Source organism: Streptomyces sp. NPDC043861, from assembly GCF_056435905.1.
Genome location: NZ_JBWKDP010000002.1, coordinates 185489 through 210637, shown reverse-complemented (window position 1 = coordinate 210637; position 25149 = coordinate 185489). Strand labels below are relative to the sequence as shown.

23 protein-coding genes and 1 riboswitch are annotated in these 25149 nt (G+C 72.2%); of the genes, 7 read left to right on the top strand and 16 right to left on the bottom strand.

Annotation, left to right across the window (positions count from 1 at the left end; all coding sequences use genetic code 11):
* Positions 1 to 25: 25 nt before the first annotated feature.
* Complete coding sequence (locus AC068D_RS05410) at positions 26 to 1246, top strand: serpin family protein (RefSeq protein WP_478821627.1); 1221 nt, start codon at positions 26 to 28, stop codon at positions 1244 to 1246.
* Here the strand turns inward: AC068D_RS05410 and AC068D_RS05405 are convergent.
* The 4 genes from AC068D_RS05405 to AC068D_RS05390 all read right to left on the bottom strand — a co-directional run bounded on the left by AC068D_RS05405 (position 1173) and on the right by AC068D_RS05390 (position 4595).
* On the bottom strand, positions 1173 to 1841 hold the full coding sequence (locus AC068D_RS05405) for an O-methyltransferase (protein WP_478821626.1): 669 nt from the start codon (positions 1839 to 1841) through the stop codon (positions 1173 to 1175). The two genes, AC068D_RS05410 and AC068D_RS05405, sit on opposite strands and share 74 nt — an antisense overlap.
* Positions 1838 to 2899, bottom strand: coding sequence for a DUF2330 domain-containing protein (locus AC068D_RS05400; RefSeq protein ID WP_478821625.1), 1062 nt, complete (start codon positions 2897 to 2899; stop codon positions 1838 to 1840). Before AC068D_RS05400 ends, AC068D_RS05405 begins: the two co-directional genes overlap by 4 nt.
* A gap of 262 nt (positions 2900 to 3161) precedes the next feature.
* Positions 3162 to 3437 (bottom strand): GNAT family N-acetyltransferase, encoded by a 276-nt coding sequence (locus AC068D_RS05395; protein WP_478822017.1) that lies wholly within the window; start codon positions 3435 to 3437, stop codon positions 3162 to 3164.
* Positions 3438 to 3539: 102 nt separating this feature from the next.
* Positions 3540 to 4595 carry an aldo/keto reductase gene (locus AC068D_RS05390; protein ID WP_478821624.1) on the bottom strand — a complete coding sequence of 352 codons (1056 nt, stop codon included), beginning with the start codon at positions 4593 to 4595 and terminating at the stop codon, positions 3540 to 3542.
* A gap of 311 nt (positions 4596 to 4906) precedes the next feature.
* Between AC068D_RS05390 and AC068D_RS05385 the strand changes: the two genes are divergently transcribed.
* Complete coding sequence (locus AC068D_RS05385; protein WP_478821623.1) at positions 4907 to 6727, top strand: hypothetical protein; 1821 nt, start codon at positions 4907 to 4909, stop codon at positions 6725 to 6727.
* A 152-nt stretch (positions 6728 to 6879) separates the two neighbouring features.
* Here AC068D_RS05385 and AC068D_RS05380 read toward each other — a convergent pair whose 3' ends face one another.
* Positions 6880 to 8130: a cytochrome P450 gene (locus tag AC068D_RS05380; RefSeq protein WP_478821622.1), complete on the bottom strand. Its 1251-nt coding sequence runs from the start codon at positions 8128 to 8130 to the stop codon at positions 6880 to 6882.
* Positions 8131 to 8364: 234 nt separating this feature from the next.
* Here AC068D_RS05380 and AC068D_RS05375 point away from each other — a divergent pair, with 234 nt between their 5' ends.
* Positions 8365 to 9534: a steroid 3-ketoacyl-CoA thiolase gene (locus AC068D_RS05375; RefSeq protein WP_478821621.1), complete on the top strand. Its 1170-nt coding sequence runs from the start codon at positions 8365 to 8367 to the stop codon at positions 9532 to 9534.
* A gap of 126 nt (positions 9535 to 9660) precedes the next feature.
* Here AC068D_RS05375 and AC068D_RS05370 read toward each other — a convergent pair whose 3' ends face one another.
* The 10 genes from AC068D_RS05370 to AC068D_RS05325 form a co-directional block, all read right to left on the bottom strand.
* Positions 9661 to 10062, bottom strand: a complete 402-nt coding sequence (locus AC068D_RS05370; protein ID WP_478821620.1) for an aggregation-promoting factor C-terminal-like domain-containing protein — start codon at positions 10060 to 10062, stop codon at positions 9661 to 9663.
* 300 nt (positions 10063 to 10362) lie between these two features.
* The gene (locus AC068D_RS05365) at positions 10363 to 11151 is read right to left on the bottom strand and encodes an ECF transporter S component (RefSeq protein WP_478822016.1); all 789 of its coding nucleotides are present in this window, start codon (positions 11149 to 11151) and stop codon (positions 10363 to 10365) included.
* Between the two features lie 92 nt (positions 11152 to 11243).
* Positions 11244 to 13124: an ABC transporter ATP-binding protein gene (locus AC068D_RS05360; protein WP_478821619.1), complete on the bottom strand. Its 1881-nt coding sequence runs from the start codon at positions 13122 to 13124 to the stop codon at positions 11244 to 11246.
* Entirely contained in the window at positions 13121 to 14365 is a 1245-nt protein-coding gene (locus AC068D_RS05355; RefSeq protein WP_478821618.1) for an energy-coupling factor transporter transmembrane component T, read from the bottom strand. The genes AC068D_RS05360 and AC068D_RS05355 overlap by 4 nt, the downstream gene beginning before the upstream one ends.
* Before the next feature lie 65 nt (positions 14366 to 14430).
* Positions 14431 to 15132: an SCO2322 family protein gene (locus AC068D_RS05350; RefSeq protein WP_478821617.1), complete on the bottom strand. Its 702-nt coding sequence runs from the start codon at positions 15130 to 15132 to the stop codon at positions 14431 to 14433.
* On the bottom strand, positions 15129 to 16382 hold the full coding sequence (locus AC068D_RS05345; protein WP_478821616.1) for a prenyltransferase/squalene oxidase repeat-containing protein: 1254 nt from the start codon (positions 16380 to 16382) through the stop codon (positions 15129 to 15131). The genes AC068D_RS05350 and AC068D_RS05345 overlap by 4 nt, the downstream gene beginning before the upstream one ends.
* 129 nt (positions 16383 to 16511) lie before the next feature.
* Positions 16512 to 16582: riboswitch (cobalamin riboswitch) on the bottom strand.
* A gap of 106 nt (positions 16583 to 16688) precedes the next feature.
* Positions 16689 to 17726, bottom strand: a complete 1038-nt coding sequence (locus tag AC068D_RS05340) for an MBL fold metallo-hydrolase (RefSeq protein ID WP_478821615.1) — start codon at positions 17724 to 17726, stop codon at positions 16689 to 16691.
* A 282-nt stretch (positions 17727 to 18008) separates the two neighbouring features.
* Positions 18009 to 18800: a tetratricopeptide repeat protein gene (locus AC068D_RS05335; protein WP_478821614.1), complete on the bottom strand. Its 792-nt coding sequence runs from the start codon at positions 18798 to 18800 to the stop codon at positions 18009 to 18011.
* A 207-nt stretch (positions 18801 to 19007) separates the two neighbouring features.
* Positions 19008 to 19208, bottom strand: coding sequence for a hypothetical protein (locus AC068D_RS05330; RefSeq protein WP_478821613.1), 201 nt, complete (start codon positions 19206 to 19208; stop codon positions 19008 to 19010).
* 229 nt (positions 19209 to 19437) lie between these two features.
* Positions 19438 to 20088 carry an HAD family hydrolase gene (locus tag AC068D_RS05325; RefSeq protein ID WP_478821612.1) on the bottom strand — a complete coding sequence of 217 codons (651 nt, stop codon included), beginning with the start codon at positions 20086 to 20088 and terminating at the stop codon, positions 19438 to 19440.
* A 247-nt stretch (positions 20089 to 20335) separates the two neighbouring features.
* Between AC068D_RS05325 and AC068D_RS05320 the strand changes: the two genes are divergently transcribed.
* Genes AC068D_RS05320 through AC068D_RS05310 form a run of 3 tightly spaced genes read left to right on the top strand, consistent with a single transcriptional unit; the run spans position 20336 to position 22947 of the window.
* Positions 20336 to 21799: an aldehyde dehydrogenase gene (locus AC068D_RS05320; protein ID WP_478821611.1), complete on the top strand. Its 1464-nt coding sequence runs from the start codon at positions 20336 to 20338 to the stop codon at positions 21797 to 21799.
* Positions 21799 to 22032: a ferredoxin gene (locus AC068D_RS05315; RefSeq protein WP_478821610.1), complete on the top strand. Its 234-nt coding sequence runs from the start codon at positions 21799 to 21801 to the stop codon at positions 22030 to 22032. Before AC068D_RS05320 ends, AC068D_RS05315 begins: the two co-directional genes overlap by 1 nt.
* Before the next feature lie 39 nt (positions 22033 to 22071).
* Positions 22072 to 22947: a tetratricopeptide repeat protein gene (locus tag AC068D_RS05310; protein WP_478821609.1), complete on the top strand. Its 876-nt coding sequence runs from the start codon at positions 22072 to 22074 to the stop codon at positions 22945 to 22947.
* Here AC068D_RS05310 and AC068D_RS05305 read toward each other — a convergent pair.
* Positions 22932 to 23567, bottom strand: coding sequence for a TetR family transcriptional regulator (locus tag AC068D_RS05305; protein ID WP_478821608.1), 636 nt, complete (start codon positions 23565 to 23567; stop codon positions 22932 to 22934). The genes AC068D_RS05310 and AC068D_RS05305 overlap by 16 nt on opposite strands.
* 209 nt (positions 23568 to 23776) lie before the next feature.
* Between AC068D_RS05305 and AC068D_RS05300 the strand changes: the two genes are divergently transcribed.
* Positions 23777 to 25090: a glycosyltransferase family 4 protein gene (locus AC068D_RS05300; protein WP_478821607.1), complete on the top strand. Its 1314-nt coding sequence runs from the start codon at positions 23777 to 23779 to the stop codon at positions 25088 to 25090.
* Positions 25091 to 25149 lie beyond the last annotated feature (59 nt).

Below are 25149 nucleotides of genomic sequence, written 5' to 3'. Positions count from 1 at the left end.
GGGACTTGTCGGACACGCGCCGGCAGTGCGCAAGCTGGGGGAACGCTGGTTCCGGCTGCTGGGCGACGGTGAGGGCGAGGACTTCGTCTGTTCGCCCGCCGGGCTGTGGCTGGCACTCGGGGCCGTGGCGGCCGGTGCGCGGGGCGGGACCGCGGACGAGCTGCGTGCGCTGCTCGGGGTCGCGGAGGCGGACGCAGCCGCGGCCGTGACCGGCGCCGCGCGGGCGATCGCGGGAACCGACGCGGTTGCGGTGGCGACGCGGGTGTGGAGCAAGGTGCCGGTGTACCGGGCCTACCGGGAGGCTCTGCCGGACATCGGGTTCGGTCATCTGGACGCCGACGAGATCGATGCCTGGGTGAAGGAGGCGACGGGCGGGCAGATCGACAAGCTGCCCGTGGACATCCAGCACGACACCTTGCTCGCGCTCGTCAACGCACTGGCTCTGAAGGCGCGTTGGGCGACTCCGTTCGAGTCCCACCTCACCCGCGGCGCGCCCTTCACCGATGGCGCGGGCGTCGTGCACCAGGTGCCGACCATGCAGCGGCGGCTGCGGCCGGGCGAGGCATGGACAGTGGGGACGGCCCAGGTGGTCGAGCTCTGCTGTGCGTCCGTGCCCGGCGGTCCCGCCCCGGCGCGTGTGCGCTTCGTGCTCGGTGCGCCGGGTGCGGGGCCCGCGGACGTGCTGCCCGCCGCGTGGGCGCCCCGTGGGACCTGGCGGCCGGTCGAGGCGGAGGTCGTCAGCCTCGCCCTGCCGCGGCTCGAGCTCCGTACCACCGTGGACGTCACGCCCCGGCTGCCGGCTTTCGGTGTGCTCCGGGCGACTTCGCCGGTCGCCGACTTCTCGGGACTGTCCCCGGAGCCTCTCGAGATCTCCAAGGTCGTCCAGGAGTCCGTCATCAAGGTCGCCGAACTCGGCGTCGAGGCGGCGGCCGTGACGGTGGTACTCGCCGCCCCCGGCAGTGCGCCGCCCCGCCCGCAACGGGTCCTGCGCATCGCCTTCGACCGGCCCTTCGGTCTCGTCGTCCTCGACGGGACCGGCGAGGTACCGCTGTTCGCGGCCTGGCAGGCGAATGCACCCGCCGGTGAGCCGATCGACGGTGCGTCCAGGCGCCAGAGCCTGCTTTTGCCGCCCTGGCCGCCCGTGCCGCCCCGGCCGGGTCCCCCGGGAGGTCTCAGCCCTGCACCCGCGCCAGGAGGATCCCGTCGTAGCCCCGAGCCCCCACCGTCTGCACCGCCGTCGCGCTGAGCCTCGGGTGCTCCCCGACGAGTTCGATCATCCGGCGGACGGCGCGCACCGCTTCGTCCTCGCTCGCCGCGTCGGCCACCGCGCCGTCGCGGACCACGTTGTCGACGATGATGAGGCTGCCCGGCCGGGACAACTTCACCGCCCACTCCACGTAGTTGGGGTTGTTCACCTTGTCGGCGTCGATGAAGAACAGGTCGAACGGACCCGCGCCCTCCGCCTCCAGCCGGGCCAGGGAGTCGAGCGCCGGGCCCGTCCTGACCTCGACGGTCTTGTCGAGTCCGGCGCGTGCCAGGTTGGCGCGGGCCACGTCCGCGTGTGCAGGACTGAACTCGAGCGAGATCAGCTGCCCGTCGGCGGGCAGCGCACGGCCCAGCCAGATGGTGCTGTACCCGCCGAGGGTGCCGATCTCCAGGATCTTTCGGGCGCCCTGGGTGAGGGCGAGCAGGTGCAGCAGTTTGCCCTGAATCGGTGCGACGGCGATCTGCGGCAGCCCGGCCGCGTCACTTGCGGCGAGCGCGGCTGTCAGGGCCTCGTCGGAAGGGGCGAGATGGTCGGTGAAGTACGTGTCTACGGCGTCCCATTGGTCATCGGTCATACCGGCAACGTACCGCGGCGGCGCCGGCCCATGCCCCGGCGCAGTGCGGCAGCCGCGACGACCACGACGGTGAGCGCCCCGCCCACCGTGGCGAGCCACACCGGCACCCCGCCGACGGTCAGCAGTTCGCCCCGCCACACCACCCGCCGGTAAGGAGTGTCCGCGGCGGCCCGCCGCAGTTCGTGGTCCCCGTCGATCCGGGACGGCACCGGGAACTCCTGCTCGATCGCGGTGAGAAACGCCGGTGCGCCTCCCGTCAGGTTTCCGACCTCCCCTTCGGGCCGGACGGTGCCCGCGTACGTCACCTCGGGCGCGGCACCCCCGATCGAGCCGCGCGGCTCCATGCGGTGCGGCGCGAGGACGTACAGGTCCAGTGACTGAGGGGTCCGGGCGAGCCGTGACAGCCGCATCGGGTAGACCAGCCGGTCGCTGGCGAAGCTGATCCGGAGGGGGTCGAGAGTGCCGCCGAGCACGGCGCCCTTGCGGTCAGGGGCGAGCCGGACGGCGACGTACTCCCACTTCCGGTCGACGTACGGCTTCAGCTCGGGCGTCAGCCGGCCCGGAAGCTCGAAGCCGTTCTCGTCGAGCCAGCCGCGCAGCGCTTCCGGGTCGGTGGCCGTCAGCCGGGCCACGTCGAAGTCCCCGAGGCGCTCGCGGCCGACGACACCGACGGGCGGTGCCCCGGCGCCGGCGGGCGGAGCGGCCGCCCCTGCGCTGCCGTCCGTCGTGTCGAAGGGCCAGTCCCCGTCCCGGGGCCAGAAGTAATGCCTGGTCCTGTGCTCGGGCCCGGTGAGCTCCCCCAGTTCGTCGAATAGCGCGCCATCGCCCAGCTCGACCGTGGCCCGGCCGGGCACCGGCATGATCCAGGCGGCGCGCGGGGCGTTGCCGCCCACGGTGAACCGCATGACGATCCGCTCCGTACTGCCGTCCCAGTGAAGGGCCGACGTCTCCCGTTCGACGGCCATCCGGGACGTGCCGTCCGGGATCATCGCGCCACAGCCGCACGCGTACGCCGGCGCGATCAACGAACCGGCCTGTAGCGCGAACAGTGCGCCCATCACCAGCAGAATCCTGTGTATCCCCCGCATGCCTCTTCGGACGGCGGGGCGGAGTCTCCGGTTCCAGCGCAGCGGCCCGAGGGGGCGCCGGGGCCGGCTGCCCCGGCGCCCCCTCGGGTGGATCGCCGCGTCCAGCCAGCATCCGCCCCCGGCGGCTGCTCCGCCACTTGATCACCCGACGACGGGTCCGCGGAGGGGGTTCGGCGGGGTCGGCGCGGGCGCCTGCGGGCTGTCGGATCCGGTGAGGAGTGTGGAATTTCCGTCACACTTCGTGCCTGGCGGCTTCGTTCTCTCCCCTCGAGTCCGAACGCCGACGGACTACGAAGCCGCCTCGGCGATCAGGGCGGTGGCGACACGGCGGAAGCCGAGCCCCCGCATAGATCCGGGCCACGTCCTCGTCCCGCGCGGACAGGAACACCGTCGAGATGCCCCGCGCCCGGGCGTCCGCCAGCAGCGCTCCCGTGACCGCCCTCCCCAGACCGCGCCGGCGGGCGCTGGGCAGTGTCCCCACGCCGACGATCTCGCTGACCGGGCCCACAGGCTGGTGCTGGCCCGAGCACAGCGCCGTCCCGTTCTCCTCCGCCACCGCGACCGCCGTCAGGCCGGCCCGGATCCGGACGGACGCGCGCTCCACCGAGCATCACGCCTGGGCCGCAGCACGGTCCGACAGCGGGCGGCGCCGCCGGGCGGTGTCGGTGAGGGACGGCGACCGCCAGACGCCGTCGGGGTGGTAGACGTTGGTGCCCGGCGGCACGATCTCGTCGATACGGTCGAGGGTGGCGTCGTCGAGCGTGACGGAGGAGCCCTTGAGCAGGGCTTCCAGCTGCGGCATGGTGCGCGGGCCGATGATCACCGAGGTGACGGCCGGATGCGCGGCGGCGAACGCGATGGCGAGTTCGGGCAGGGAGCAGCCGATGCTCTCTGCGAGCTCGACGAGCTGTTCGACGGCCTCGAGCTTGGTGGCGTTCACGGGGATCGAGGGATCGAACCGGGCCGGCATGAGAGCGGCGCGGCCGGTGGTGAGGTCGATGGCGCCGCCCTTGCGGTACCTGCCGGTGAGGAAGCCGGAGGCGAGCGGACTCCAGGTCAGCACCCCCATGCCGTAGCGCCGGCAGGTCGGCAGCACGGAGGATTCGATGCCGCGGGCGAGTATCGAGTAGGGCGGCTGCTCGGTCCTGAAGCGGGCGAGGCCACGGCGCTCGGCGACATGATGGGCTTCGGCGATCTCCTCGGCCGGGAAGGTGGAGCAGCCGAAGGCCCGGATCTTCCCCTCGCGGACGAGGTCGCCGAGGACCGACAGCGTCTCCTCGATGTCGGTCGTGTGGTCGGGGCGGTGCACCTGGTACAGGTCGATCCAGTCCGTACCCAGCCGCTTCAGGCTGTCCTCCACCGCCTTAAGGATCCAGCGCCGTGAATTGCCGCTCCGGTTGCGGCCCTCGCCCATCCGGAAATGCACCTTGGTGGCGAGGACGACCTCGTCACGGCGGCCCCGCAGAGCCTTTCCCACGATCTCCTCGGACTCGCCCGCGGAGTACATGTCCGCCGTGTCCACGAAGTTGATGCCCTGGTCAAGAGCGGTGTTGATGATGCGCGCGGAGTCGTCGTGGTCGGGGTTTCCGACGGAACCGAACATCATGGTGCCCAGGCAGTACGCGCTCACTTCGATGCCGGTGCCCCCGAGGACGCGGTATCGCATGGTCATGCTCCTTTGCTGATCGGTCGGCTCTGGTCCCGAACAGACACCGAACGGACACCGCACCTTAGAACTTCGAGTGCGCTCTAGATCAAGTGGCCTTCACGGAGATCGAATTGGATCGATATCCGGGCAAGCTTTCTGTTCTGTAGGTCACTTGTGCGACACTGCCGCCGCGAATCCGAGGTCCCGACGCTCCCCGCCCCACTCCGGCCCCTGCCGCGGGCAGTGTCGTCGACGCAGGGCGAGCCCGGCAGGTGCAAGCCCCCTGCCCGGTGCGGGCGTTGTCAGTGGTGTCCGCCAGGATCGTGGTCATGACCGAGATCGACGACAGGGCCACGTGGACCGCCGCGCAATGGGACAGGTATGCCGTCGCCCCCGCTCTTCAGGGGCTGATCAGCGGCGGCGGGACGTGGGACGGCGACGCCCTCGTGGCCATCGAGCGCGCCGGGCGGTTCATCGCCGGGACCTGGGAGCCCGCCGCCGGCGAGGACGGCCCGCGCCCCGCCGGTGAGGGGTCCTGGCGGCGGTTCATCGGGCGCATCGGGCTGATCGCCCTGCGCGCCGCGGCGCCCTCGACCCGTCCGCAGCGGCGCGATGTGCTGCTGAACCTGCTCGAGGTCTGGGCGGAGAGCCCGTTCGTCGACCCGCGGTTCCGCTTCCGCACCGGGCAGGTCGTGGGGGAGGGGCCGTGGGCGGTGCGCGACGGACACGGCGCGGCACTCGCCACGTCCTGGACGATCGACGGGGCCCGGCGGTACCTCGAGGCGCGCACCGGTGACGCCGGCCCTCCCCGCCTCGGTGAGGTGAAGGAGGCGGTGGATGTTCCGCGCGGCTGGGGCACGGCCGAGCAGCTGCGGCAGCTGGTTGCGCTCGTCCGCGAGCGCGGACCGCTGCCCTGGGACGCCGAGGCGGTCGCGGAGCTGAGCGGGGCCACCGGGATGAGCCGGGGAGCGGCTGCCGTCACCCTGGCCGGAAATCCCGGCTCGAACGGCTGCTACACGCCGTTCCTCGACAACGACGAGCGCCAGGTGCTCGGGCTCAGGGCCGCCGAGGCCGAGGACGCGTACCGGGAACTGTCGCGGCTGGACGACCTCGACCGGTTCCAGTTGCTCGCCGATGTGCTCCCGGACGATCCCGTCGACCTGTGGGAACCGGGCGGTCTGCGGCGGGTCGCGGCGCGGATCGCGAGCGCCTGGGCCGGGCAGGGGTACGTCCGCGCCGCTGCCCCCGGGCCGACGTGGGAGGCTGCGCTGGCCCTGCGCACGAAGCTGTCCGCGACCGAGGTGTGCGGGCTGTTCCTCGAACCCGAGGCGGCTGCGGTCCCGGTCCGCATCCACGACCGCTCCTTGACGCACCGTATGCAGCGCAGGGCCTTCCGCACGGCCTTCGACGTGACCGACCGGTACGACGCCGACCGGTTGTGGGAGGACGTGTTCACGGCCCTCCCCTGGAGCTACGCCGATCTGCCCGCAGGGGACCCGGTCCGGGAAGGGGCCCCGGAGGTGGTGCGGATCCTGCGACAGGCACTGGAGCACCCCCGCTCCTTCCCCTCCGCCCAGCTGTTGTACGACACCCTCTGGCGGCGCGGTGTGTCCGAGCAGCGCGCCGAGTGGCTGTGCGGTGAGACCTGCGCGCGCACGATGGACCGCATCGCGAACGGCGGCCTGCCCGATGGCCGCTACGAGTCCGATCCGCGGGCCTGTGCACCGGACCTGGTCCGGCGGGCGGCGGACCGGCTCGGGATTGGCGAGGACCCGGCGGCGCTCTACCTCCAGCTGCTGGCACTCGACATCCCCGCCGACCGCCGCGTCCGCCGCTGGAACGGGTGGACGCCGGCCCGGCACCGCGGCGCCGTCGCCGCGCTCCTGGAGCGAGGTCTCGTGGTCGAGGACAAACGCCCCCGTGCCGGCCGCTCGGTCTTCCTGCCCGGCCCCTGGGCCCATGCGGCCAGTCCGCTGCCACCGATGGAGGTGTGGAAGGCCGTTCTGCACGACGCCCGGCTGTCCGCCGACGGCGGCACGGTCGTGGACGTGCCGCTGCCGGGCCGCACCCTGCCGGAGCTGTTCACGGCCGCCTGGCAGCGCGTGGAGGAAGGGGACGGCCCCGCGGCCCGAGCGTCCGCGCTGTCGTGAAGTCGTCGTCCAGGCGGGGGCCAGGCGGCGTCCGTCGGCCGGTGCCGGTGCCGGTGCCGGTGCCGGACAGGACCCAGGACCCGGGCGGGGGACGGGGGCGGGGCGTAGGGGGATGCCCCCGTCTCCCATGTCCGGGTGCGGCGCCGACGGGCTCAGGTGCCGCCCACGCCGACCTGGAGTTCCTTGATCCCGTTGAGCCAGGCCGCGCGCAGCCGGCGGGGGTCGCCCGTGAGGCGGATGTCGGGCAGGGTGTCGGCGACCGCGTTGAAGATGAGGTCGATCTCGTGGATGGCGAGGGACTTGCCCAGGCAGAAGTGGGGGCCTCCGCCGCCGAAGCCCAGATGAGGGTTCGGGTCCCGGGTGATGTCGAAGTCCTCCGGGTTCTCGAAGACCTCGGGGTCGTTGTTGGCGGACGAGTAGAACAGCCCCACCCGGTCGCCCTTCTTGAGCTTCTGGCCGCCGAGCTCGGTGTCCTCCGTCGCGGTGCGCTGGAAGGAGACGACCGGTGTGGCCCAGCGGACGATCTCCTCGGCCGCGGTCGCGGGACGTTCGCGCTTGTAGAGCTCCCACTGGTCGGGGTGGGTGAGGAAGGCGTGCATGCCGTGGCTGATGGCATTGCGGGTGGTCTCGTTGCCCGCCACGGCCAGGAGCAGCACGAAGAAGCCGAATTCGTCCGAGGACAGGTTGCCCTCGCCCTCGGCCGCGACGAGCCGGCTGACGATGTCGTTGGCCGGGCACTCCTTCCGGGCGGAGGCCATGTTCATGGAGTAGCCGATGAGCTCCATGGCGGCCTCGGCGCCGATCTCTTCGGTGATGGCGTACTCCGGGTCGTCGTACGCGACCATCTTGTTCGACCAGTCGAAGATGCGGGAGCGGTCCTCCTGGGGCACACCGATGAGTTCGGCGATCGCCTGCAGGGGCAGCTCCACGGCGATGTTGGTGACGAAGTCGAAGCTGCCGTCGGCGTCCGCGTTCCGCTTCGCCTCGGTGACGATCTTCCGGGCCCGGTCGCGCAGGGCCGCCTCGAGGCCTCGTATCGCCCGTGGGGTGAAGCCGCGCTGCACGATCTGGCGGACCCGGGTGTGTTCGGGCGGGTCCATGTTCAGCATGATCAGCTTCTGGACCTCGATCTGGTCGCGCGTGATGTGCTCGTTGAAGCGGATGACGGCCGTGTTCTCGGTGGAGGAGAACAACTCGGGGTGAGTGGAGACGTACTTGACGTCCGCGTGCCGCGTGACGATCCAGTACCCGTCGTCGTCGAAGCCGGTGATGCCGCGGGGTTGCCGGCACCACCAGACCGGTGCGGTCTGCCGTAGCTCCGCGAACTCCGGGAAGGGTATGCGGGCGTGGAGGAGATCCGGGTCGGTGGCGTCGAACCCTTCGGGGAGCGCTGGACAGGGCATGGGCAACTCCATGTCTGACGGCCCATCAGAATTGCCCGCAAGGTAGTAACGGGTTCTACAACTGGCAAGGGTCGTGGCGGGAACTGTTGCGTGCCGGGGCTGTGCAAGACCCTTGCGTACCACGGGTAAGCCTCATAAGACTGCTAGGAGAACTAGAACGCGTATCAGTTCTTCGCTGGGCCCGCCGTGCGGGGCGCCGGGACGCCCCGCCGAGCGCGAGGAGAGGACGAGCTCATGGCCGCGGAACCCGTCATCGTCGAAGCCGTACGCACGCCCATCGGCAAGCGCGGCGGCGCGCTCGCCAATCTGCACCCCGCCTATCTGCTGGGTGAGACCTACCGTGAACTTCTGGGTCGCACCGGCATCCATGCCGACTGCGTCGAACAGATCGTCGGCGGCACGGTGACCCATGCCGGCGAGCAGTCCATGAACCCCGCGCGCAATGCCTGGCTGGCGATGGGGCTTCCGTACGAAACCGCCGCGACGACCGTGGACTGTCAGTGCGGTTCGTCCCAGCAGGCCTCGCACATGACCGCGAACATGATCGCGGCCGGGGTCATCGACGTCGGCATCAGCTGCGGGGTCGAGGCCATGTCGCGCGTGCCTCTGGGCAGTGGTTCCAAGCACGGACCGGGGAAGCCCTGGCCCGACGAGTGGAACGTCGACCTGCCCAACCAGTTCGAGGCCGCGGAACGCATCGCACGCAACCGGGGGCTCACCCGGGAGCGGGTCGACTCGCTCGGGCTGCTGTCGCAGGAGCGCGCGGCGGCCGCATGGTCGGAGGAGCGCTTCAAGCGGGAGACGTTCGCGGTCCAGGTGCCCACGACGGAGGAGGAACAGGCCGCAGGGCAGGGCATGTGGCGGCTCGTCGACCGCGACGAAGGTCTGAGGGACACCTCGATGGAGGCGCTGGCCGGGCTGAAGCCGGTCATGCCCACCGCGGTCCACACGGCGGGCAACTCGTCACAGATATCGGACGGGGCGGCGGCGATCATGTGGGCGTCCAAGCGGATGGCGCGGGCGCTGAAGCTGAAGGCCCGTGCCCGCATCGTGGCCCAGGCGCTCGTGGGATCGGACCCGCACTACCACCTGGACGGGCCGATCGACGCAACGCGGGCGGTGCTGGGGAAGGCGGGGATGTCGCTCAAGGACATCGATCTGGTCGAGATCAACGAGGCGTTCGCATCGGTGGTGCTGAGCTGGGCGCAGGTCTTCGAGCAGGATCTGGAGAAGGTCAACGTCAATGGCGGGGCCATCGCCCTGGGGCACCCGGTCGGGGCGACTGGGGCGCGGCTCATCACCACCGCACTGCACGAGCTGGAGCGCAGGGGCGGGGAGTTCGCACTGGTGACGATGTGTGCGGGCGGGGCGCTGGCGACCGGGACGATCATCCAGCGGCTCTGAGCGAACCGCAGGGCGCCGTGGAATCGCGGCGGAGCGGGACATGGCAGCAGGGCCCCGGGGCGACGATGTCGCTCCGGAGCCCTGTCCGTTCGTGGGCGCTCAGCCGGCGGCTCGGTGCCGGGCGGCTCAGTACCAGTGGTTGGCCTGCCAGAAGTTCCAGGCGCCGCACGGGCTGCCGTAGCGCTCGTTCATGTACTCGAGACCCCACTTGATCTGGGTCTTCGGGTTGGTCTTCCAGTCGGCGCCGGCGCTGGCCATCTTGCCGCCGGGCAGGGCCTGGACCAGGCCGTACGCACCGGAGGAGGCGTTGGTCGCCGTGTGGTTCCAGTTGGACTCGTGCTCGACGATCTTGTCGAAGCACTGGAACTGGGCCGCGGGCATCATCGTCTTCGCGATTTCCTGGGGCGTGGCGGCAGAGGCCGTCGTCGTCGTCCCCATCACCGCACCGGCCGCACCGAGGAGCACGGCGGTGCCGGCGACAACGGACTTGTTGCGGGCGGCGAGTCGGGTGAAAAGCGAGCGGGACAAGGCGATACCTAACGTCGGGGTCATGGGTGTCGCGAGGGCGGGGCCGAGCGGGCTGGTGTTGCCGGGCTCGAGGCCCTGCAGCGCCTTGCGACGAGAACAGTTCTAGCGGCGGTTCCCCGGGCCGCGCCGTGACCGGGCTCACCCCGTATATACGAGTAAGAAGGAACAGGATGGGACGAAAGTCCTTAACCGGACATAGGGGGTCTATATGCAGGTGGGAGGCGGTGCCCCGGGAAGGGCCGTCCTCGGGGGACGGCTACGAAGCCCGATAGTTCCGGGACCTTGGTCCTGTGGGCCGCCTCACCCCTCGGGGAGGTTTTCCGGGGCCCTGAATGTGACCTGGGCCTCGAAGGCGGCCCTGCGAGTGGCCCGTCGCAGCGCCCTGAGAAGCGTGGCGCCGACGGTGAGCGTCAGGACGGCCGTGAGTACTGCACGCCCCAGGTCCCAGCCGAGCGAGGTCGCCAGGCAGTAGGCGAGGAAGCGGATCAGGTTCTCGTGCACCGGGTCGCCGGCGTGGAAGGAGATCCCCGAGGCGAGGCCCGGGACGATCGTCCAGCCGTACAGGTTCATGATCGTGCCGTACGCGAAGGCCGCGGCGAAACCGTACACGGCGAGCATCACCAGCTCCGGGCGCCCTCGGAGCCGGTGCCGGCCGGGGAGAAGCCCCGCCCCCATGGCGAACCAGCCCATGGCCAGCATCTGGAACGGCATCCAGGGACCGACACCACCGGTGAGCAGGGCGGACGCGAACATCGTGACCGAGCCCAGCACGAATCCGAAACCTGGACCGAGGACGCGGCCGCTCAAAACCATGAGGAAGAACATGGGCTCCAGGCCCGCGGTGCCCGCGCCGAGCGGGCGCAGCGCGGCGCCGACCGCCGCCAGCACGCCGAGCATCGCGACGGCCTTGGCGTCGACGCCGCCGTCGGAGATCGTGGCGACGACGACGGCGATCAGAAGGGGGAGCAGAGCGGCGAAGAGCCAGGGTGCGTCCTGGGCGTGCGCGGTGACACCGGCCTCGGCGTCGGCGAGCAGGGGCCAGCCGAAGGCGACGACGCCGATGGCACTGATCAGCGCCAGCGCGGCCATGGAGCGGGGGCCCAGGCGGACGGGACGGGCGGCGCGGGCAGGGCCGACGGGATCCTGGCCGGCGGGGTGCTCCTGGCCGGCGGGGTGGATGCTCACAGGGCCTCCTCCACCTGGGCGACGGTCAGCCAGGGCTCCGGAGCGAGGATCTTGGCGACCTGCGGTGCGAAGGCGGGGGACGACACGACCACATCGGCGGTCGGGCCGTCCGCGACGACCTCGCCGTCCGCGAGGATCACCACCCGGTGCGCGAGTTCGGCCGCGAGTTCCACGTCGTGGGTGGCCAGGACGATGGCGTGGTCCTCGGCGGCGAGGTCCCGCAGGATGCCGACGAGGCGGGCCTTGGCCGCGTAGTCCAGACCACGGGTCGGCTCGTCGAGCAGCAGCACCGGGGGCCGGGCGGTGAGCACGAGCGCAAGGGCGAGCGCGAGACGCTGGCCCTCGGAGAGATCCCGGGGGTGCGTGCCGTCCGGCACGCCCGGCAGCAGCGCGCCGACGAGTGCCCGGCAGGTCCCGGGCTCCGCACCCGCATCCGCGTCGGCGGCGGCGCATTCGGCGGCCACGGTGTCCGCATACAGCAGATCGCGGGGCTCCTGCGGCACCAGCCCCACCTCGCGGATCAGCTCACGGGGCGGGGTCCGGTACGGCACCCGGCCGCCCACGAGGACCTTGCCGGAGGTGGGCTCGACCATTCCGACGAGTGTGCTCAGCAGCGTCGACTTCCCGGCCCCGTTCCGCCCCATGAGCGCAACGGTCTCCCCGGCGCGCACGTCCAGCCGGACCGCGCGCAGGGCCTCGGTCCGGCCGCGGCGCACGGAGAGTCCGTCCACACCGACGGCGACGAGGGGGGCGGGCACGGTGGCGGCGGAGCCTTCCGCCGCACCGGCCCGGCCCCGGAACCGGGCGATCGCGGCCCGCAGCCCATGGCCTCTCGGAGCCGTGGCCCGCTTTCCCGCTGCCGGGTCCGCCGCCGGGGCCGTCGTGATGCCTGCCCGGTCCGCTGCAGTGCGGTGCCCCGCATCGGCGGTCCCTGCGGGCTCGGCCCCGTCGGCGGTGGAATCCGGTCCCGGCCCGCCGGGCGCGTCCTCGGCGGCGGGCCGTGCCGCAAGCGGCGGGTGCGCGGGCCGGGCATCGGCGGCGCCCGGGGCCGGCGGGGTCTCCCCCGAGAGGCGTTCCCGGAGTGCCGTGGCCCTGCGGCGGGCATCGCGGACCGACAGGGGGAGCGGGGTCCATGCGGCCAGGCGTCCGAGGGCGACCACCGGAGGGTGGACCGGGGAGACGGCCATGATGTCGCCCGGGGAGCCCATCACCGGTGCCGCGCCAGGGGACGGTAGGAGGATGACCTGATCCGCGTACTGGACCACGCGCTCCAGGCGGTGCTCGGCCATGAGGACCGTCGTGCCGAGGTCGTGCACCAGGCGCTGGAGGACGGCCAGGACCTCCTCCGCGGCCGCGGGGTCGAGGGCCGACGTCGGTTCGTCGAGGACGAGCACCCTGGGGTGCGGGGTGAGGACCGAGCCGATCGCCACGCGCTGCTGCTGGCCGCCGGACAGGGTGGCGATCGGGCGGTCGCGCAGTTCGGCGAGGCCGAGGAGGTCCAGGGTCTCCTCGACGCGGCGGCGCATCACCCCGGGGGCCAGACCCAGGGACTCCATCCCGTAGGCCAGCTCGTCCTCGACCGTGTCGGTGACGAAGTGGGCGAGCGGGTCCTGGCCCACCGTGCCGACGATGTCGGCCAGTTCGCGGGGCCTGTGGGTGCGGGTGTCCCGGCCGCAGACCGTGACCCGGCCGCGGAGCGTGCCGCCCGTGAAATGCGGGACCAGCCCGGAGACCGCGCCCAGAAGCGTCGACTTCCCGGCGCCCGACGGGCCCACCAGCAGCACCAGTTCGCCCTCGGGGACGGTCAGGTCGACCCCCTGGACGGTGGGCGCCGCGGAGTCGGCGTACGTCACCGAGACGTTCTCGAAGCGGATCACGAGGACTCCTTGGGCGGTACGGGAGCAACGAGAGCGGGCAGCAGGCCCACGAGGACCGCCGCAGCGGGCAGCAGCGGCAGGGCCGGGGCCGTCAGCGGTACGACGCCGGGGTGCAGGGCGTCCGGGGCGTACGTGCCCGCCCAGATCATCAGCGCCGCGGCCGCGACGCCCGACCCGGCCACCAGCCAGGCGCGGACGCCCCAGCGGTCGGGGCGGTAGCGGGTACGGACCTGCCGCCGGCCACCGAGCCACAGTCCGGCCATGGCCGCGGCGAACCCGCCCAGCAGCACCGGCAGTCCGTATCCGGCTCCCTCCGCCGCGAGCAGTCCGTACGAACCGGCGCACACCCCGAGCAGCCCTCCCAGGGTGAGCGCGGCCGTGGTGTGCCGGACCGCGCGCGGAACCGTGGCCGTGCGCCCGTAGCCGCGGGCGTCCATCGACGCGGCCACCGCGACGGACCGCTCCAGCGCACCCTCCAGGACCGGCAGGCCGATCTGGACGATCGCCCTGATTCCGCCGCCGGGGCGGCCCCGCAGCTTTCGTGCCGTACGCAGCCGCATCACGTCCGCGACCATGTTCGGCGCGAACGTCATCGCGACGACGACGGCGACGCCGGCTTCGTAGAGGGCGGCCGGCAGGGACTTCAGCAGCCGGGCCGGGTTGGCCAGCGCGTTCGCCGCGCCCACGCAGATCAGCAGCGTGGCCAGCTTCAGCCCGTCGTACAGCGCGAACACCAGCTGCTCGGCCGTCACCCTGCCGCCGAGCCTGATGCCCTGGGCCCAGTCGGGCAGGGGCACTTCGGGCAGCGTCACCAACAGGTGCGTACCGGGGACCGGTGAGCCGAGCACGACCGAGAAGACCAGCCGGATCGCCAGGACGAAGAGGCCCAGCCTGACGAACGCGCCGTACGAGCGGGCCCAGGGTGCGTCGGTGCGGCGCGCCGCGACGACGTACCCGGCCACGGCGACCAGCAGCCCGAGGAGCAGCGGATTGGTGGTGCGGGACGCGGCGGTCGCGAGCCCGATGGCCCACACCCACCAGGCCCCGGCATGCAGGGCATTGCTGCGGCTCGCCTCCGGCGCGCGAAGCGCACTGCCGGGTGCCGCACGGCGGGCACCGCGGATGCGGCCCGGACGGCGCGCGTCGCCGTCGTCGCGCCCCCGTGTGCCCGGGAGGACGGAGCTGCCGGCGGGCGGTGCCCCCGGACCGGTCGTGGCCGGAGCCGCGGCAGGCCCGGGCACGGCCCGTCGCCCCCCGGGTCCCCGCCGGGCGGGGGTGCGGGGGGCCTGCGGCGGAGTCTCCGGGGTCATCCGCGGCGGCGGCGTGCCCGCACGAACGCCGCGGCACCCAGCGCGAGAACGGCCGCGGCGCCGACGAAGAGGCCCACCGACGGGCCCTCGCCGGGGCCCTCCACGGCACTGTCGGAGGCCTGCGCGTCGGGCGTCCCCGATCCGGTCGGCTCCGCCGGCGGGGCGTCGCCCGAGATCTGCTCACCGCAGCCCGACCTCGGGTATCCGGAGATCGCGCAGAGCAGCGCATCGCGGTTGTAGCGCAGGGGCCTGGCGACCGCGGCGAGCGCGTCGGCGCTGCTGGCGGAGGTGTCGACCTGGGCACATGCGGTGCGGCGGTCCGGCGCGGGCGGGGTCTCGCCGGGCGGCGCGTCCTCGCGCGTGCCGAAGTCGATCACTACACCCACCCGCTTGGTGCCAGGCTTCACGGGAGTGTCCGCGCACAGTGCGGTGAAGTCGGGGACGGTTCGCGGCTTGGCCGAGTCCGCGGAGTCGGCGCTCACCGAGAAGCGGAAGCCGGTGACTTCGCCGTCCGCAGGCCGGGCGGTGGCCGGGCCCTGCGTCGCATACGTCCAGGAAGGGCTCTTCGCCTTGCCGTCCGCCTGCCAGAACGACCAGTACCGGTAGCCGGCTGCCTGCGCCGGCGACGCGACGAACAGCAGCGTCAGTGCCGTGCCCAGCGCCAGGACCAGGGCCGTCGTGAACCGTCCGCCCGTCACTGCTTGTTCTTCCGGCGGCCGGTGAGCGTGAAACCGAAGCCTATGGCAGCCGCCACACCCGCACCCACGACCCACCAGATGCCGGCGCTGTCCCCGCCGACCTTCTCGGCCTCGTCGCCGTTCGTGGCCGGGGTCGGGGCGACCGTGGACTCGGGGGCGGGGCCGGTCGCGTTCAGCTGCCGGACCAGGTCGGCACCGCCGAAGTCGCGCGGGTCCGCACCGTAGGCGTGCGCGGCCAGGACGAGCTGTGCGTAGGCGGCCGGTCCGCCCTCCTTCGCCCAGGCGGCGGAGTTCTTCTCCAGCCAGGCGACCGAGGCGGCGGCCTTGTCCTTGTGCCCGGCGGCGGCGAGCGCGACGACCGCGTCCGCGGTGTTGCCGAAGTCGGGCAGCGGGGCCGGGTCGGTGGCGCCGGGCATCGGCGCCGAGTCGAGGTGGCCGGTCTTCGCCAGGGCCGTCGCGAGGTAGGCCGCGCCATTGCGGGCGGACTGCTCGGGAGTCGCCTTGGCCGGGGTTTCGCACTTCGGGGCTCCGCCGGGCTTCGGGCCCTTGGCGACCATGCCCCGGCCGAGGCCGCCGAGCACGGCCGCCGCGGTGGCGTCGCCATTGGCGAGCAGCTTGCCCGCCTTGTCCGGCTGGTACGCGAACGCCCCGCCGCCCTGCTTGTCCGCGCACGGGATCGCAAACGACACGAGCGCGTCGTACGGCGTCCTGCCGCTGTCCGACGTGATCGTCGCCGGCCGGGCGTCCGCCGCCGCGAAGGCGCCGATGACGATCGCGGTGGAGTTGGCGTCGGAGGGCATCCCGGGGTTGTAGCTCCAGCCGCCGTCCGCGTTCTGCACGGACCTCAGCCAGTCGAGGCCCTTCCCGGCCTCGTCCTTGTGTCCGCCGAGTGCGGTGAGGGCCTGTACCGCGGCGGCGGTGGCGTTGGTGTCCAGCATGGTCTTGGCGTCGCACGGCTTGGAGGCGTCCGCACGGTAGGAGGCGAAGCCGCCGTTGGTGCACTGCTGCCCGGTCAGCCAGTCCACGGCCTTCGCCGAGGGCACCTCCTTGACCGCGTCCTGGGCGAGCAGGGCCAGCGACTGCCGCCAGACGCCGTCGTAGGTCGGGTCCTTGGTGCCGAACAGCCCGGACGGGATCACCGGAGAAGGCGAGGGCGAGGGCGCGGCGGTGGCGGCCGGGGCGCCGGCCACGGCTCCCAGGAGCACGGCGGAAGCGGCGACGAGCACGGCGGTGCTGCGGCGAACGGTCATGGCGGGTGCCTCTCCTGCGGGGGAGCCGGGCACAGGCGCGCTGAGGCACCAGGCTCCGGCCCCGTATACCTCGACGGTGCCTCTGTCGTCGGGTTTCCGACGGCAGGAGCCGGTCATGTCCCGGTACGAGGCATTCCGACTGGCCGCCTGCGAAGGCGGTTCACGGCTGCGGGTCAGTGCCGGATTCGCACCGGCTTCCCCTCGTACGGGCTTGATGACGACCCGCTCACTCTACCGGCCCGTAGCCGCCCGGCCCCTGGCCGGATGCCGGGGCGTAGGTCACATCCCGGCCTGCTCCCGCCCCGGTCACACCGCCACGTAGGTCACGGGCGCGCTGCCCGGCACGGCCTCCGCGCGGCCCAGCTTCACCAGTCGGCGAACGTGGGCCTCCGCCTCCGAGACGGCAATGTTCCGTGAGCTGTAAGGGATCCGGTCCCAGGGGCGGTTCCACTCCATGCGCTCGGCGAGCTGCCAGGGTGTGAGAGGGGTCCTGAGCAGTGCCAGCAGCCCGGTGAGCCGGGCCTCGTGGTGGACGAGCAGTTCACGCACCCGGGCCGGGGCGTCGGTGAACGCGTGCTGGTGGGCCGGAAGGACCTCGGCGACGCCGAGGCGGCCGATGCGTTCCAGGGAGTCGAGGTAGTCACCGAGAGGGTCGGTGACGGTGGAGTCCTCAGGGTCCTCGTACAGGCCGATGTGCGGGGAGATGCCGGGAAGCAGATGGTCGCCGGAGAAGAGGCGGCCGTGACCCGGGAGGTTTGCCGGATGGCCCTCCTCCAGGTGGAGGCAGACATGGCCGGGGGTGTGGCCGGGCGTCCATATCGCACGGAGCCGGCGGTCCGCCAGGTCGAGCAGCTCGCCGGGGACGATCTCACGGTCGGGCAGGGCGGCTCCGAGGCCGGGCAGGGTCCGCATCCGGCCCCCGGTGCGGGCCGCCCGCAGCGGGGCCAGGTGCTCGTCGGGGGCGCCGGCGGCGGAGAGCCGGTCGGCGAGATAGCCGAGCCAGGCGCCCGGTCGGGCCGCGCGGGTGCGGCGCACGATGGCGGTGTCGGCGGCGTGCATCGCGATCCACGCACCCGACGCCTCGCGCACCTGGCCGGACAGCCCGTGGTGGTCGGGGTGGTGGTGGGTGATGACGACGCCGTGGATGTCGGCGACCGAGGTGCCGAGCGCGGCCAGGCCGTCGGTGAGGGCGGTCCAGGAGGCCGGGTCGTCCCAGCCCGTGTCGACGAGTACGGGACCACGGCCCGTGTCGAGGACATGGACCAGGGTGTGGCCGAGGGGGTTGTCCGGGATGGGGACCTGGAGCGACCAGACCCCTCCGCCGTGCTCCGTCACCTGTGGCATACGACCTCGTCTCCCCTGCGCGGTACGAGCACTGCTCACTGTACCCAGAACTGACGGTGCGTCAGTTGCCTGCGGCGGGGTCTTCTTCCCCGAGGGTGATCCGCCAGGTGCCGTCGTCGCGGAGCGGCCGGAGGTCCTGCAGTTGCCCCGTCCTCTCGTGCGCAACGACGGAAACCTCCGACCTGCGGAAACGGTCAGTGTCTCTCGCCACGTACGGATCCCGCCGTTGAGCACGGAGAATCCGGCTTCCGCACGGCGGTGCTCCGCTGGCGTGAGGCCTCGTCAAGGGAGCGGACCCTCGGTGGTGGTACGGGCCAGCAGCGCACGGGCCTCCTGGATGCGCGGGTGGTCCGGATGCAGGAACTGCTCGCAGGCGGTCAGCGCCCGACGAGCCGTGGCTTCCGCCTCGGCGCGGCGGCCCAGACCGAGGAAGGACGTGGCCGTAACGATGTCCAGGGACCCACTGCCGGAGCGAGCCGAAGGCAGGGTGAGCCGACGAGCCTCGGCCAGAGCCTCCTCGTAGCGTCCCTGCCCGTTCAAGCTGCCCACCAGGACACAGTGCAGGGCGGTGGCCGTCTCTCCCTCGGCCCGAGGCAGGTTGCCACGCGCTATGGCCTCGGCTTCCTTGTGGCGGCCCTGCCCGCACAAGGCCATTGCCAACCTGGCCAGAGTGGCCAGCTCCACATGCCACACCTCGGCGAGATGCGCGAGACGGGTCACGGCGCGCAGAACGTCATCCGCCTCGTCCTCTGCCTCCGTGTACCTCTCCTGACGGATGAGAACCAGCGCTCGGCATGACCTGACGCCCAGCAGCAGTACCCGATCCGGGCCCACCGTCTGCTCCCACTCCGCGATCAAAGCGTCCATCTCGACCAGCACACCCGCCCCGCGCCCGTGAGCGACGGCCGCCGCCGTACCCAAGGCCCTGGCCAACCACACCGCAGTGAGGCTCCTGCCCCAGCCATGCCGCGCCGCGGCCGCAAGCGCCTTCGCCTCGGCCTCGGCCTCCTCGTACCGGCCTGTCTCGATCAAATCCCGAAGGCGGTCGAGAGCCACCGCCTGAGAGCGCGACACGCTGCTACTGGCCCACCTGAGCCGCGAAGAGCCCGACACCGTTCGTATGAACTTCACAAGGCGCGAGGCTACGTGAGCCTGAGCAGTGCCCGCCCCCGTGGCGATGAGAATGCTCAAGCCCCAGCGACACAGGAAACGGTCAGGCGAGACCAACCCGGTCGCTCAGCGACGCATGTTTTCGTCACTCCACGAGCGGCGTTTCGTCGGCTACCCCTCGTACGAGAGGGTCACCCCGGTGAAGCAGGGCACCACACTCTCCTGCACGGTGACATCGACACGGCCCCTGGCGCCCGCGGCGTTGGCACGGACGAACCGCTCCGCGTCCCCCCGGCCGTGCGTGCGCGGGCCCGCGAGCCGGGACAGTCCCGCGGGATCCGCGGGCCTGAGCCGTCGGACGTACGCGCGCACCGGCGGGTCAACGTCCTCGGCGGTCCGGACCACGTCCGGGTACCGGGATTTCCCGGCGCTCACCGTGACGTCGACCCCCGGTGCGCCGCCGGGGTCGCAGGGGAGGCGGTACCAGGGCGTCCCCCTGGTGACGACCGCGGCGACGCCGCGGGGATGCCGCCGCCACCAGGGCGAGGCCCCGTCCGGCGCCGGGGGAGGGTCATCCTGCGGCCGGGGCGCAGGGCGAACGTCAGCCTGCGGTCAGGAGACCGGGCAGTTCGCGCATGTCATGGAAGACGACCGTGTCCGTGCCCTCGAGCCGCTCGGCAGGGGTCAGTCCCCCGGCGTAGCCGAAGGCCGTCATGCCCGCGGCGCGAGCGGCCAGGACGCCGGGCCGGCTGTCCTCGACCACCGCACACGCCGCGGGATCGACGCCCATCTGCCGTGCGGCGTGCAGGAACAGGTCCGGGGCCGGCTTGCCGCGGGAGACTTCGGTGGCGCTGTAGATGCGACCCGCGAAGCGGGCGTACAGACCGGTGTGGCCGAGTGTGTGGCGCATCTTCTCGTGCGAGCCGCTCGAGGCGACACAGGTCGGCAGGGTGATGGCTTCGAGCGCCTCCGGCAGTCCCTCGACGGGGGACAGACCGGCATCCACCGCCTCACGGTGGAGCTGCACGAACCGCTTCTCCCAGACCGTGGCCGTCTCGTCGCCGAGCCGGGCGGCGATCTGTTCGTGAATGGAGGCGTTGGAGCGTCCGACGAACCGGTCGATGACTTCGTCCTCGGTGAGCGGCCATCCCAGCTCCGCTCCCAGAGCGACCGAGACGCGTACGGCAATGGGCTCGCTGTCGACCAGCACTCCGTCGCAGTCGAATATCACCAGTTCGATGGGTTTGATCATCCCCGCAGCATAGGGCGCGCCCTGGGTGATGCGGCAGGGTCGTCCCGGTCCAAGCCGCTGCCGGTGTGCGGCGCAGGGCGTTTCCGGGCGGGGCGGCGTGTTCCGTCAGGGGCAAAGCCGCTGGTGGGGGCCGGTTCGGTTCCGAGTATGGCGTACTCGAACTAGAACTGGTATCAGTTCTGAGGCAGTGTCAGAGGATTCCCCTTGAGACCTCCGGCGGGATCGCCGGTGCACGGGAGGCGGCGTCATGACCGAGCTGGTCGAGCACGGAAGGCTGTTCATCGGCGGGGAGTTGGTGGATCCCCTGGGCACGGACACCATCGAGGTGGTCTCCCCGCACACCGAGCAGGTCATCGGACGTGTTCCGCACGCCTGTGAGGCCGACGTCGACCGCGCGGTCGCGGCGGCGCGTGCCGCGTTCGACGAGGGACCCTGGCCGCGGACGACGCTCCAGGAGCGGATCGAGGTCGTCGGCAGGATCAAGGACGCGATAGCAGTGCGGCACGAGGAGATCGCCCGGTCGATCAGCTCGCAGAACGGGTCCCCGTACTCCTGGAGCGTCCTGGCCCAGGCGCTCGGCGCGATGATGGTGTGGGACGCGGCCATCACCGTCGCCCGCAGCTTCACCCACGAGGAGCGGCGCGACGGCGTCCTCGGGCCGATCCTCGTACGGCGGGAGCCGGTCGGGGTCGTCGCGGCCGTCGTGCCGTGGAACGTCCCGCAGTTCGTCGCCGCGGCCAAGCTCGCACCCGCGCTCCTCGCCGGCTGCACGGTCGTCCTCAAACCGTCGCCCGAGTCACCGCTCGACGCCTACATCCTGGCCGACATCGCGCGCGAGGCGGGACTGCCGGAGGGTGTGCTGTCGATCCTGCCCGCGGACCGCGAGGTCAGTGAATACCTGGTGGGGCACCCGGGCGTCGACAAGGTGTCGTTCACGGGCTCGGTCGCCGCGGGCAGGCGCGTGATGGAGGTCGCCGCCCGCAATCTCACCCGCGTCACGCTGGAGCTGGGCGGAAAGTCCGCAGCCGTGATCCTTCCGGACGCCGATCTCGAGGCGGCCGTCCAGGGCATCGTGCCCGCGGCCTGGATGAACAACGGACAGGCGTGCGTGGCCCAGACCCGGATCCTGGTCCCGCACTCCCGCTACGACGAGATCGCCGACGCCTTCGCCGCCGCGGCGGGCGCACTGGTGGTGGGGGATCCGCTGGACCCGGCGACACAGGTCGGCCCGCTGGTCGCGCAGCGCCAGCAGCGCAGGTCCCTCGACTACATCAGGATCGGCCAGGAGGAAGGTGCGAAGATCCTCACCGGCGGCGGGCGTCCGGCCGGTCTCGACCGCGGCTGGTACGTCGAGCCGACCCTCTTCGGTGGCGTCGACAACTCCATGCGGATCGCCCGCGAGGAGATCTTCGGGCCGGTCATCTGCCTGCTTCCGTACGGGGACGAGGGCGAGGCGGCCAGGATCGCCGACGACTCCGACTACGGGCTCAGCGGCAGCGTCTGGACGGCCGACGTCGAGCGCGGCATCGACTTCGCACGGCGGATCAGGACGGGGACGTACAACGTCAACACCTTCAGCCTGGACATGCTCGGGCCGTTCGGCGGCTACAAGGACTCCGGCCTGGGACGGGAGTTCGGGCCCGAGGGGTACGGCTCGTATCTCGAGCACAAGATGATCCATCTGCCCGGCGGGTACGGGAGCGAGAGCTGATGGGCGACCGCTGGCACGTCGAGGTGGACCGGGGCGTCTGCATCGGCTCCGGAATGTGCGTGAACCACGCGCCGGACGGCTTCACGCTCGACTCGGCCCGCCAGTCGCACCCGCAGGCGGGCGACACCGACGCCAACGAGCAGATCCTCGCCGCGGCGGAGGGCTGCCCGGTCGAGGCGATCCTGATCACCCTTCCGGACACGGGCGAGGCCGTGTTCCCGCCGGAGGAGTAGCCTCCTGCGGTCCGGTAGTGGCGACCAGGGTGGGCAGTGGTGGAGAAGTCCGAGGCCGAGCGGCTGCTGAAGAGTGCCGAGAAGGCATTCGAGTCCGAGGAGTGGCAGGAGTGCGCCCGGACCTACGAGCAGGTGCTCACCCACTACCCGGACGAGCGGCTCAGTGCCGTCTGGTGGTACGACGCGGCGCTCGCGTACAAGATGCTGCGGAACTGGCCCAAGGCGTACGAACTCGGGCGTGAGGCCGCCGCCCGGTCGCCGCGTGGCGAGAACGACCCGGCCTTCTGGAACCTGGGCATCGCGGCCACCATCCTCAGGGAATGGGCAGTCGCGCGCGACGCCTGGGAGGGGTACGGCATCCCCCTGCCCGGGGGCGAGGGGCCGGTCGACGTCGACGGTGCGTTCGGCATGGCGTGCGTACGGCTGGACACGGACGGCGAGCAGGAGGTCGTGTGGGCGCAGCGGCTCTGCCCCACCCGGGCCCGGGTGGTCAGCGTTCCCGTCAGCAGCGGGCGGCGGTTCGGCGAGGTCGTCGTGCACGACGGGGAGCCGAAGGGCGAGCGCGTCGTCCAGGGGCGGAGCATCAGTGTCTTCGACGAGTTGGTCCTTTTCGAGCCCTCCTCACTTCCCACGTGGGAAGTGACCGTGAACGCGGGGGAGGTCGCCGACGTCCACGCGCTGGTGGAACTGTTCGCGCAGGAGGGCCTGGGCGCCGAACCCAAGAGCAGCTTCGTCGTGCACTGCGCGTGCTGCAGCGAGGGCAGCATCGCCTACGAGGGCGGCGGCGGTGTGCACGCGGGAGCCCAGGAGATCGCGCTCGGGGCGCCGGAGGAGGACGCGCGCAGGCTGCTCGACCGCTGGGCGGGGGCCGTGGCGATCGGGCGGAGCTGGAGCGGGCTTCAGCCGGTGTGCTGACGGGTCTGCCGCCCCGGGCCGGTCAGGTCGATCAGCCGGCACACCGTCTCGATGTCGATCTTCACCTGGGCTATCGAGGCGCGCCCCGAGAGCCAGGTGATCAGTGCCGAGTGCCAGGTGTGCTCGATGACGCGGACCGCGGACAGCTGCTCGGGAGTCGGGTTGTCCAAGCCCATCGCGTCGAGGATGATCGCCGTCGTCTGCCGGGAGACCGTGTCCACCTCGGGGCTGACGCTGCGGTCGGCGAAGGTCAGTGCCCGCACCATCGCGTCCGCGAGATGCGGTTCGCGCTGCAGCGCCCGGAAGGCCCGCATGAGCGTCTCGGCGACCCGCTCGGCCGGGCCGTCCGCGGCCGGGGGCCGCTTGCGCAGCGTGGTGTGCAGATGCTGGAGCTGGTCCTGCATCGTGGCGACCAGCAGATGGACCTTCGACGGGAAGTACCGGTACAGCGTGCCCAGTGCGACTCCCGCCGCCTCGGCGACCTCGCGCATCTGCACGGCGTCGAAACCGCCCCGGCTGGCCAGTTGGGCGCTGGCGTGCAGGATGCGGCGTCGCCGGGCCTCCTGGCGCTCCGTGAGGGGAGGGGAGGCCGGAATGGCTGCCTTGACTTCCGCGGTCATGTCTCCCGTTCCCCTGGGCTCCGGACGGCACAGCATGGCAGGGGTGTCCGCCGTGGCGTGAATCACCTGATCCAGGCCTTACAGCAGGGCTACCTGCCGGTAGATTCGATGCTCCTTGAACGATCAAGAACGATCAAGTCTGTAACTTGTTCTAGATTAGCGCGAGCGGTTACGCTCCGGCAGAAGTCGCAGTGAGAAGGGGGCCGTGAGTGACCGCTGAGGCCATAGCTGCCGGGCCCCGTCCGGGTGCCACCGGCGCCGGTGACCGACCGCTGCGCATCGCTCTCCTCACCTACAAGGGCAACCCGTTCTGCGGCGGCCAGGGTGTGTACGTACGGCACCTGTCGAGGGAGCTCTCCCGGCTCGGCCACAGCGTGGAAGTGATCGGCGCGCAGCCGTACCCCGTGCTCGACGAGGGGGTGCCGCTCACCGAGTTGGCCAGCCTCGATCTGTACCGGCAGCCAGACCCGTTCCGCACGCCCGGGCGGGACGAGTACCGGGACTGGGTCGACCGGCTCGAGGTCGCCACGATGTGGACCGGAGGCTTCCCGGAGCCGCTCACCTTCTCGCTGCGTGCGCGACGCCATCTTGCCGCGCGGCGCGGGGAGTTCGACGTCGTCCACGACAACCAGACACTGGGGTACGGGCTGCTCGGCGACATCGGCGCCCCCCTCGTCACCACCATCCACCACCCGATCACCGTCGACCGGCAGCTGGAGCTCGACGCGGCGGCCGACTGGCGCAAGCGGCTGTCGGTGCGGCGCTGGTACGGCTTCACACGCATGCAGAAGCGGGTCGCGCGGCGGCTGCCGTCCGTGCTGACGGTCTCGGGCACCTCGCAGCAGGAGATCGTCGAGCACCTCGGCGTCCGCCCGGAACGCGTACGGGTCGTGCACATCGGCGCGGACACGGATCTGTTCTCGCCCGACCCCGCGGTCGCGGAAGTGCCCGGCCGGATCGTGACCACGTCCAGCGCGGACGTCCCGCTCAAGGGACTCGTGTTCCTCGTCGAGGCGCTCGCCAAGCTCCGCGTCGAGCACCCGGACGCCCACCTCGTCGTCGTCGGCAAGCGCGCCGAGGACGGGCCCGTGGCGCGGATGATCGAACGGCACGGGCTGGCGGACGCCGTCCGGTTCGTCAAGGGCATCTCCGACGCGGAACTCGTGGACCTCGTCCGCAGCGCACAGGTGGCCTGCGTACCGTCGCTGTACGAGGGCTTCTCGCTGCCGGCCGCCGAGTCCATGGCCACCGGCACCCCGCTCGTCGCCACGACCGGCGGGGCGATCCCGGAGGTCGCCGGCCCCGACGGAGAGACCTGCCTGGCGGTGCCTCCGGGCGACCCGGGGGCACTCGCCGCAGCGCTCGGCCGACTGCTGGGCGACGGGGCATTGCGCCTCCGCATCGGTTCGGCGGGACGGGAGCGGGTGCTGAGCCGCTTCACCTGGGCGCGTGCCGCCCAGGGCACGGCGGAGCTGTACCGCGAGGCGATCGCCGCGCGGGCGGCCACCGGGGGTCCGCGGTGATCCTCCTCCGCTCCGCGGCGCCCCTAGAGGCCCAGGATCCGGCCGTGGGCTCCGTGCCC

Bases quoted from the DNA above. Each gene is read 5' to 3' on its own strand.
- AC068D_RS05405 (WP_478821626.1), bottom strand. From the start codon at position 1,841: ATGACCGATGACCAATGGGACGCCGTAGACACGTACTTCACCGACCAT.
- AC068D_RS05400 (WP_478821625.1), bottom strand. From the start codon at position 2,899: ATGGGCGCACTGTTCGCGCTACAGGCCGGTTCGTTGATCGCGCCGGCG.
- AC068D_RS05390 (WP_478821624.1), bottom strand. From the start codon at position 4,595: ATGCGATACCGCGTCCTCGGGGGCACCGGCATCGAAGTGAGCGCGTAC.
- AC068D_RS05385 (WP_478821623.1), top strand. From the start codon at position 4,907: ATGACCGAGATCGACGACAGGGCCACGTGGACCGCCGCGCAATGGGAC.
- AC068D_RS05380 (WP_478821622.1), bottom strand. From the start codon at position 8,130: ATGCCCTGTCCAGCGCTCCCCGAAGGGTTCGACGCCACCGACCCGGAT.
- AC068D_RS05375 (WP_478821621.1), top strand. From the start codon at position 8,365: ATGGCCGCGGAACCCGTCATCGTCGAAGCCGTACGCACGCCCATCGGC.
- AC068D_RS05365 (WP_478822016.1), bottom strand. From the start codon at position 11,151: ATGGCCGCGCTGGCGCTGATCAGTGCCATCGGCGTCGTCGCCTTCGGC.
- AC068D_RS05345 (WP_478821616.1), bottom strand. From the start codon at position 16,382: ATGACCGTTCGCCGCAGCACCGCCGTGCTCGTCGCCGCTTCCGCCGTG.
- AC068D_RS05340 (WP_478821615.1), bottom strand. From the start codon at position 17,726: ATGCCACAGGTGACGGAGCACGGCGGAGGGGTCTGGTCGCTCCAGGTC.
- AC068D_RS05325 (WP_478821612.1), bottom strand. From the start codon at position 20,088: ATGATCAAACCCATCGAACTGGTGATATTCGACTGCGACGGAGTGCTG.
- AC068D_RS05320 (WP_478821611.1), top strand. From the start codon at position 20,336: ATGACCGAGCTGGTCGAGCACGGAAGGCTGTTCATCGGCGGGGAGTTG.
- AC068D_RS05315 (WP_478821610.1), top strand. From the start codon at position 21,799: ATGGGCGACCGCTGGCACGTCGAGGTGGACCGGGGCGTCTGCATCGGC.
- AC068D_RS05305 (WP_478821608.1), bottom strand. From the start codon at position 23,567: ATGACCGCGGAAGTCAAGGCAGCCATTCCGGCCTCCCCTCCCCTCACG.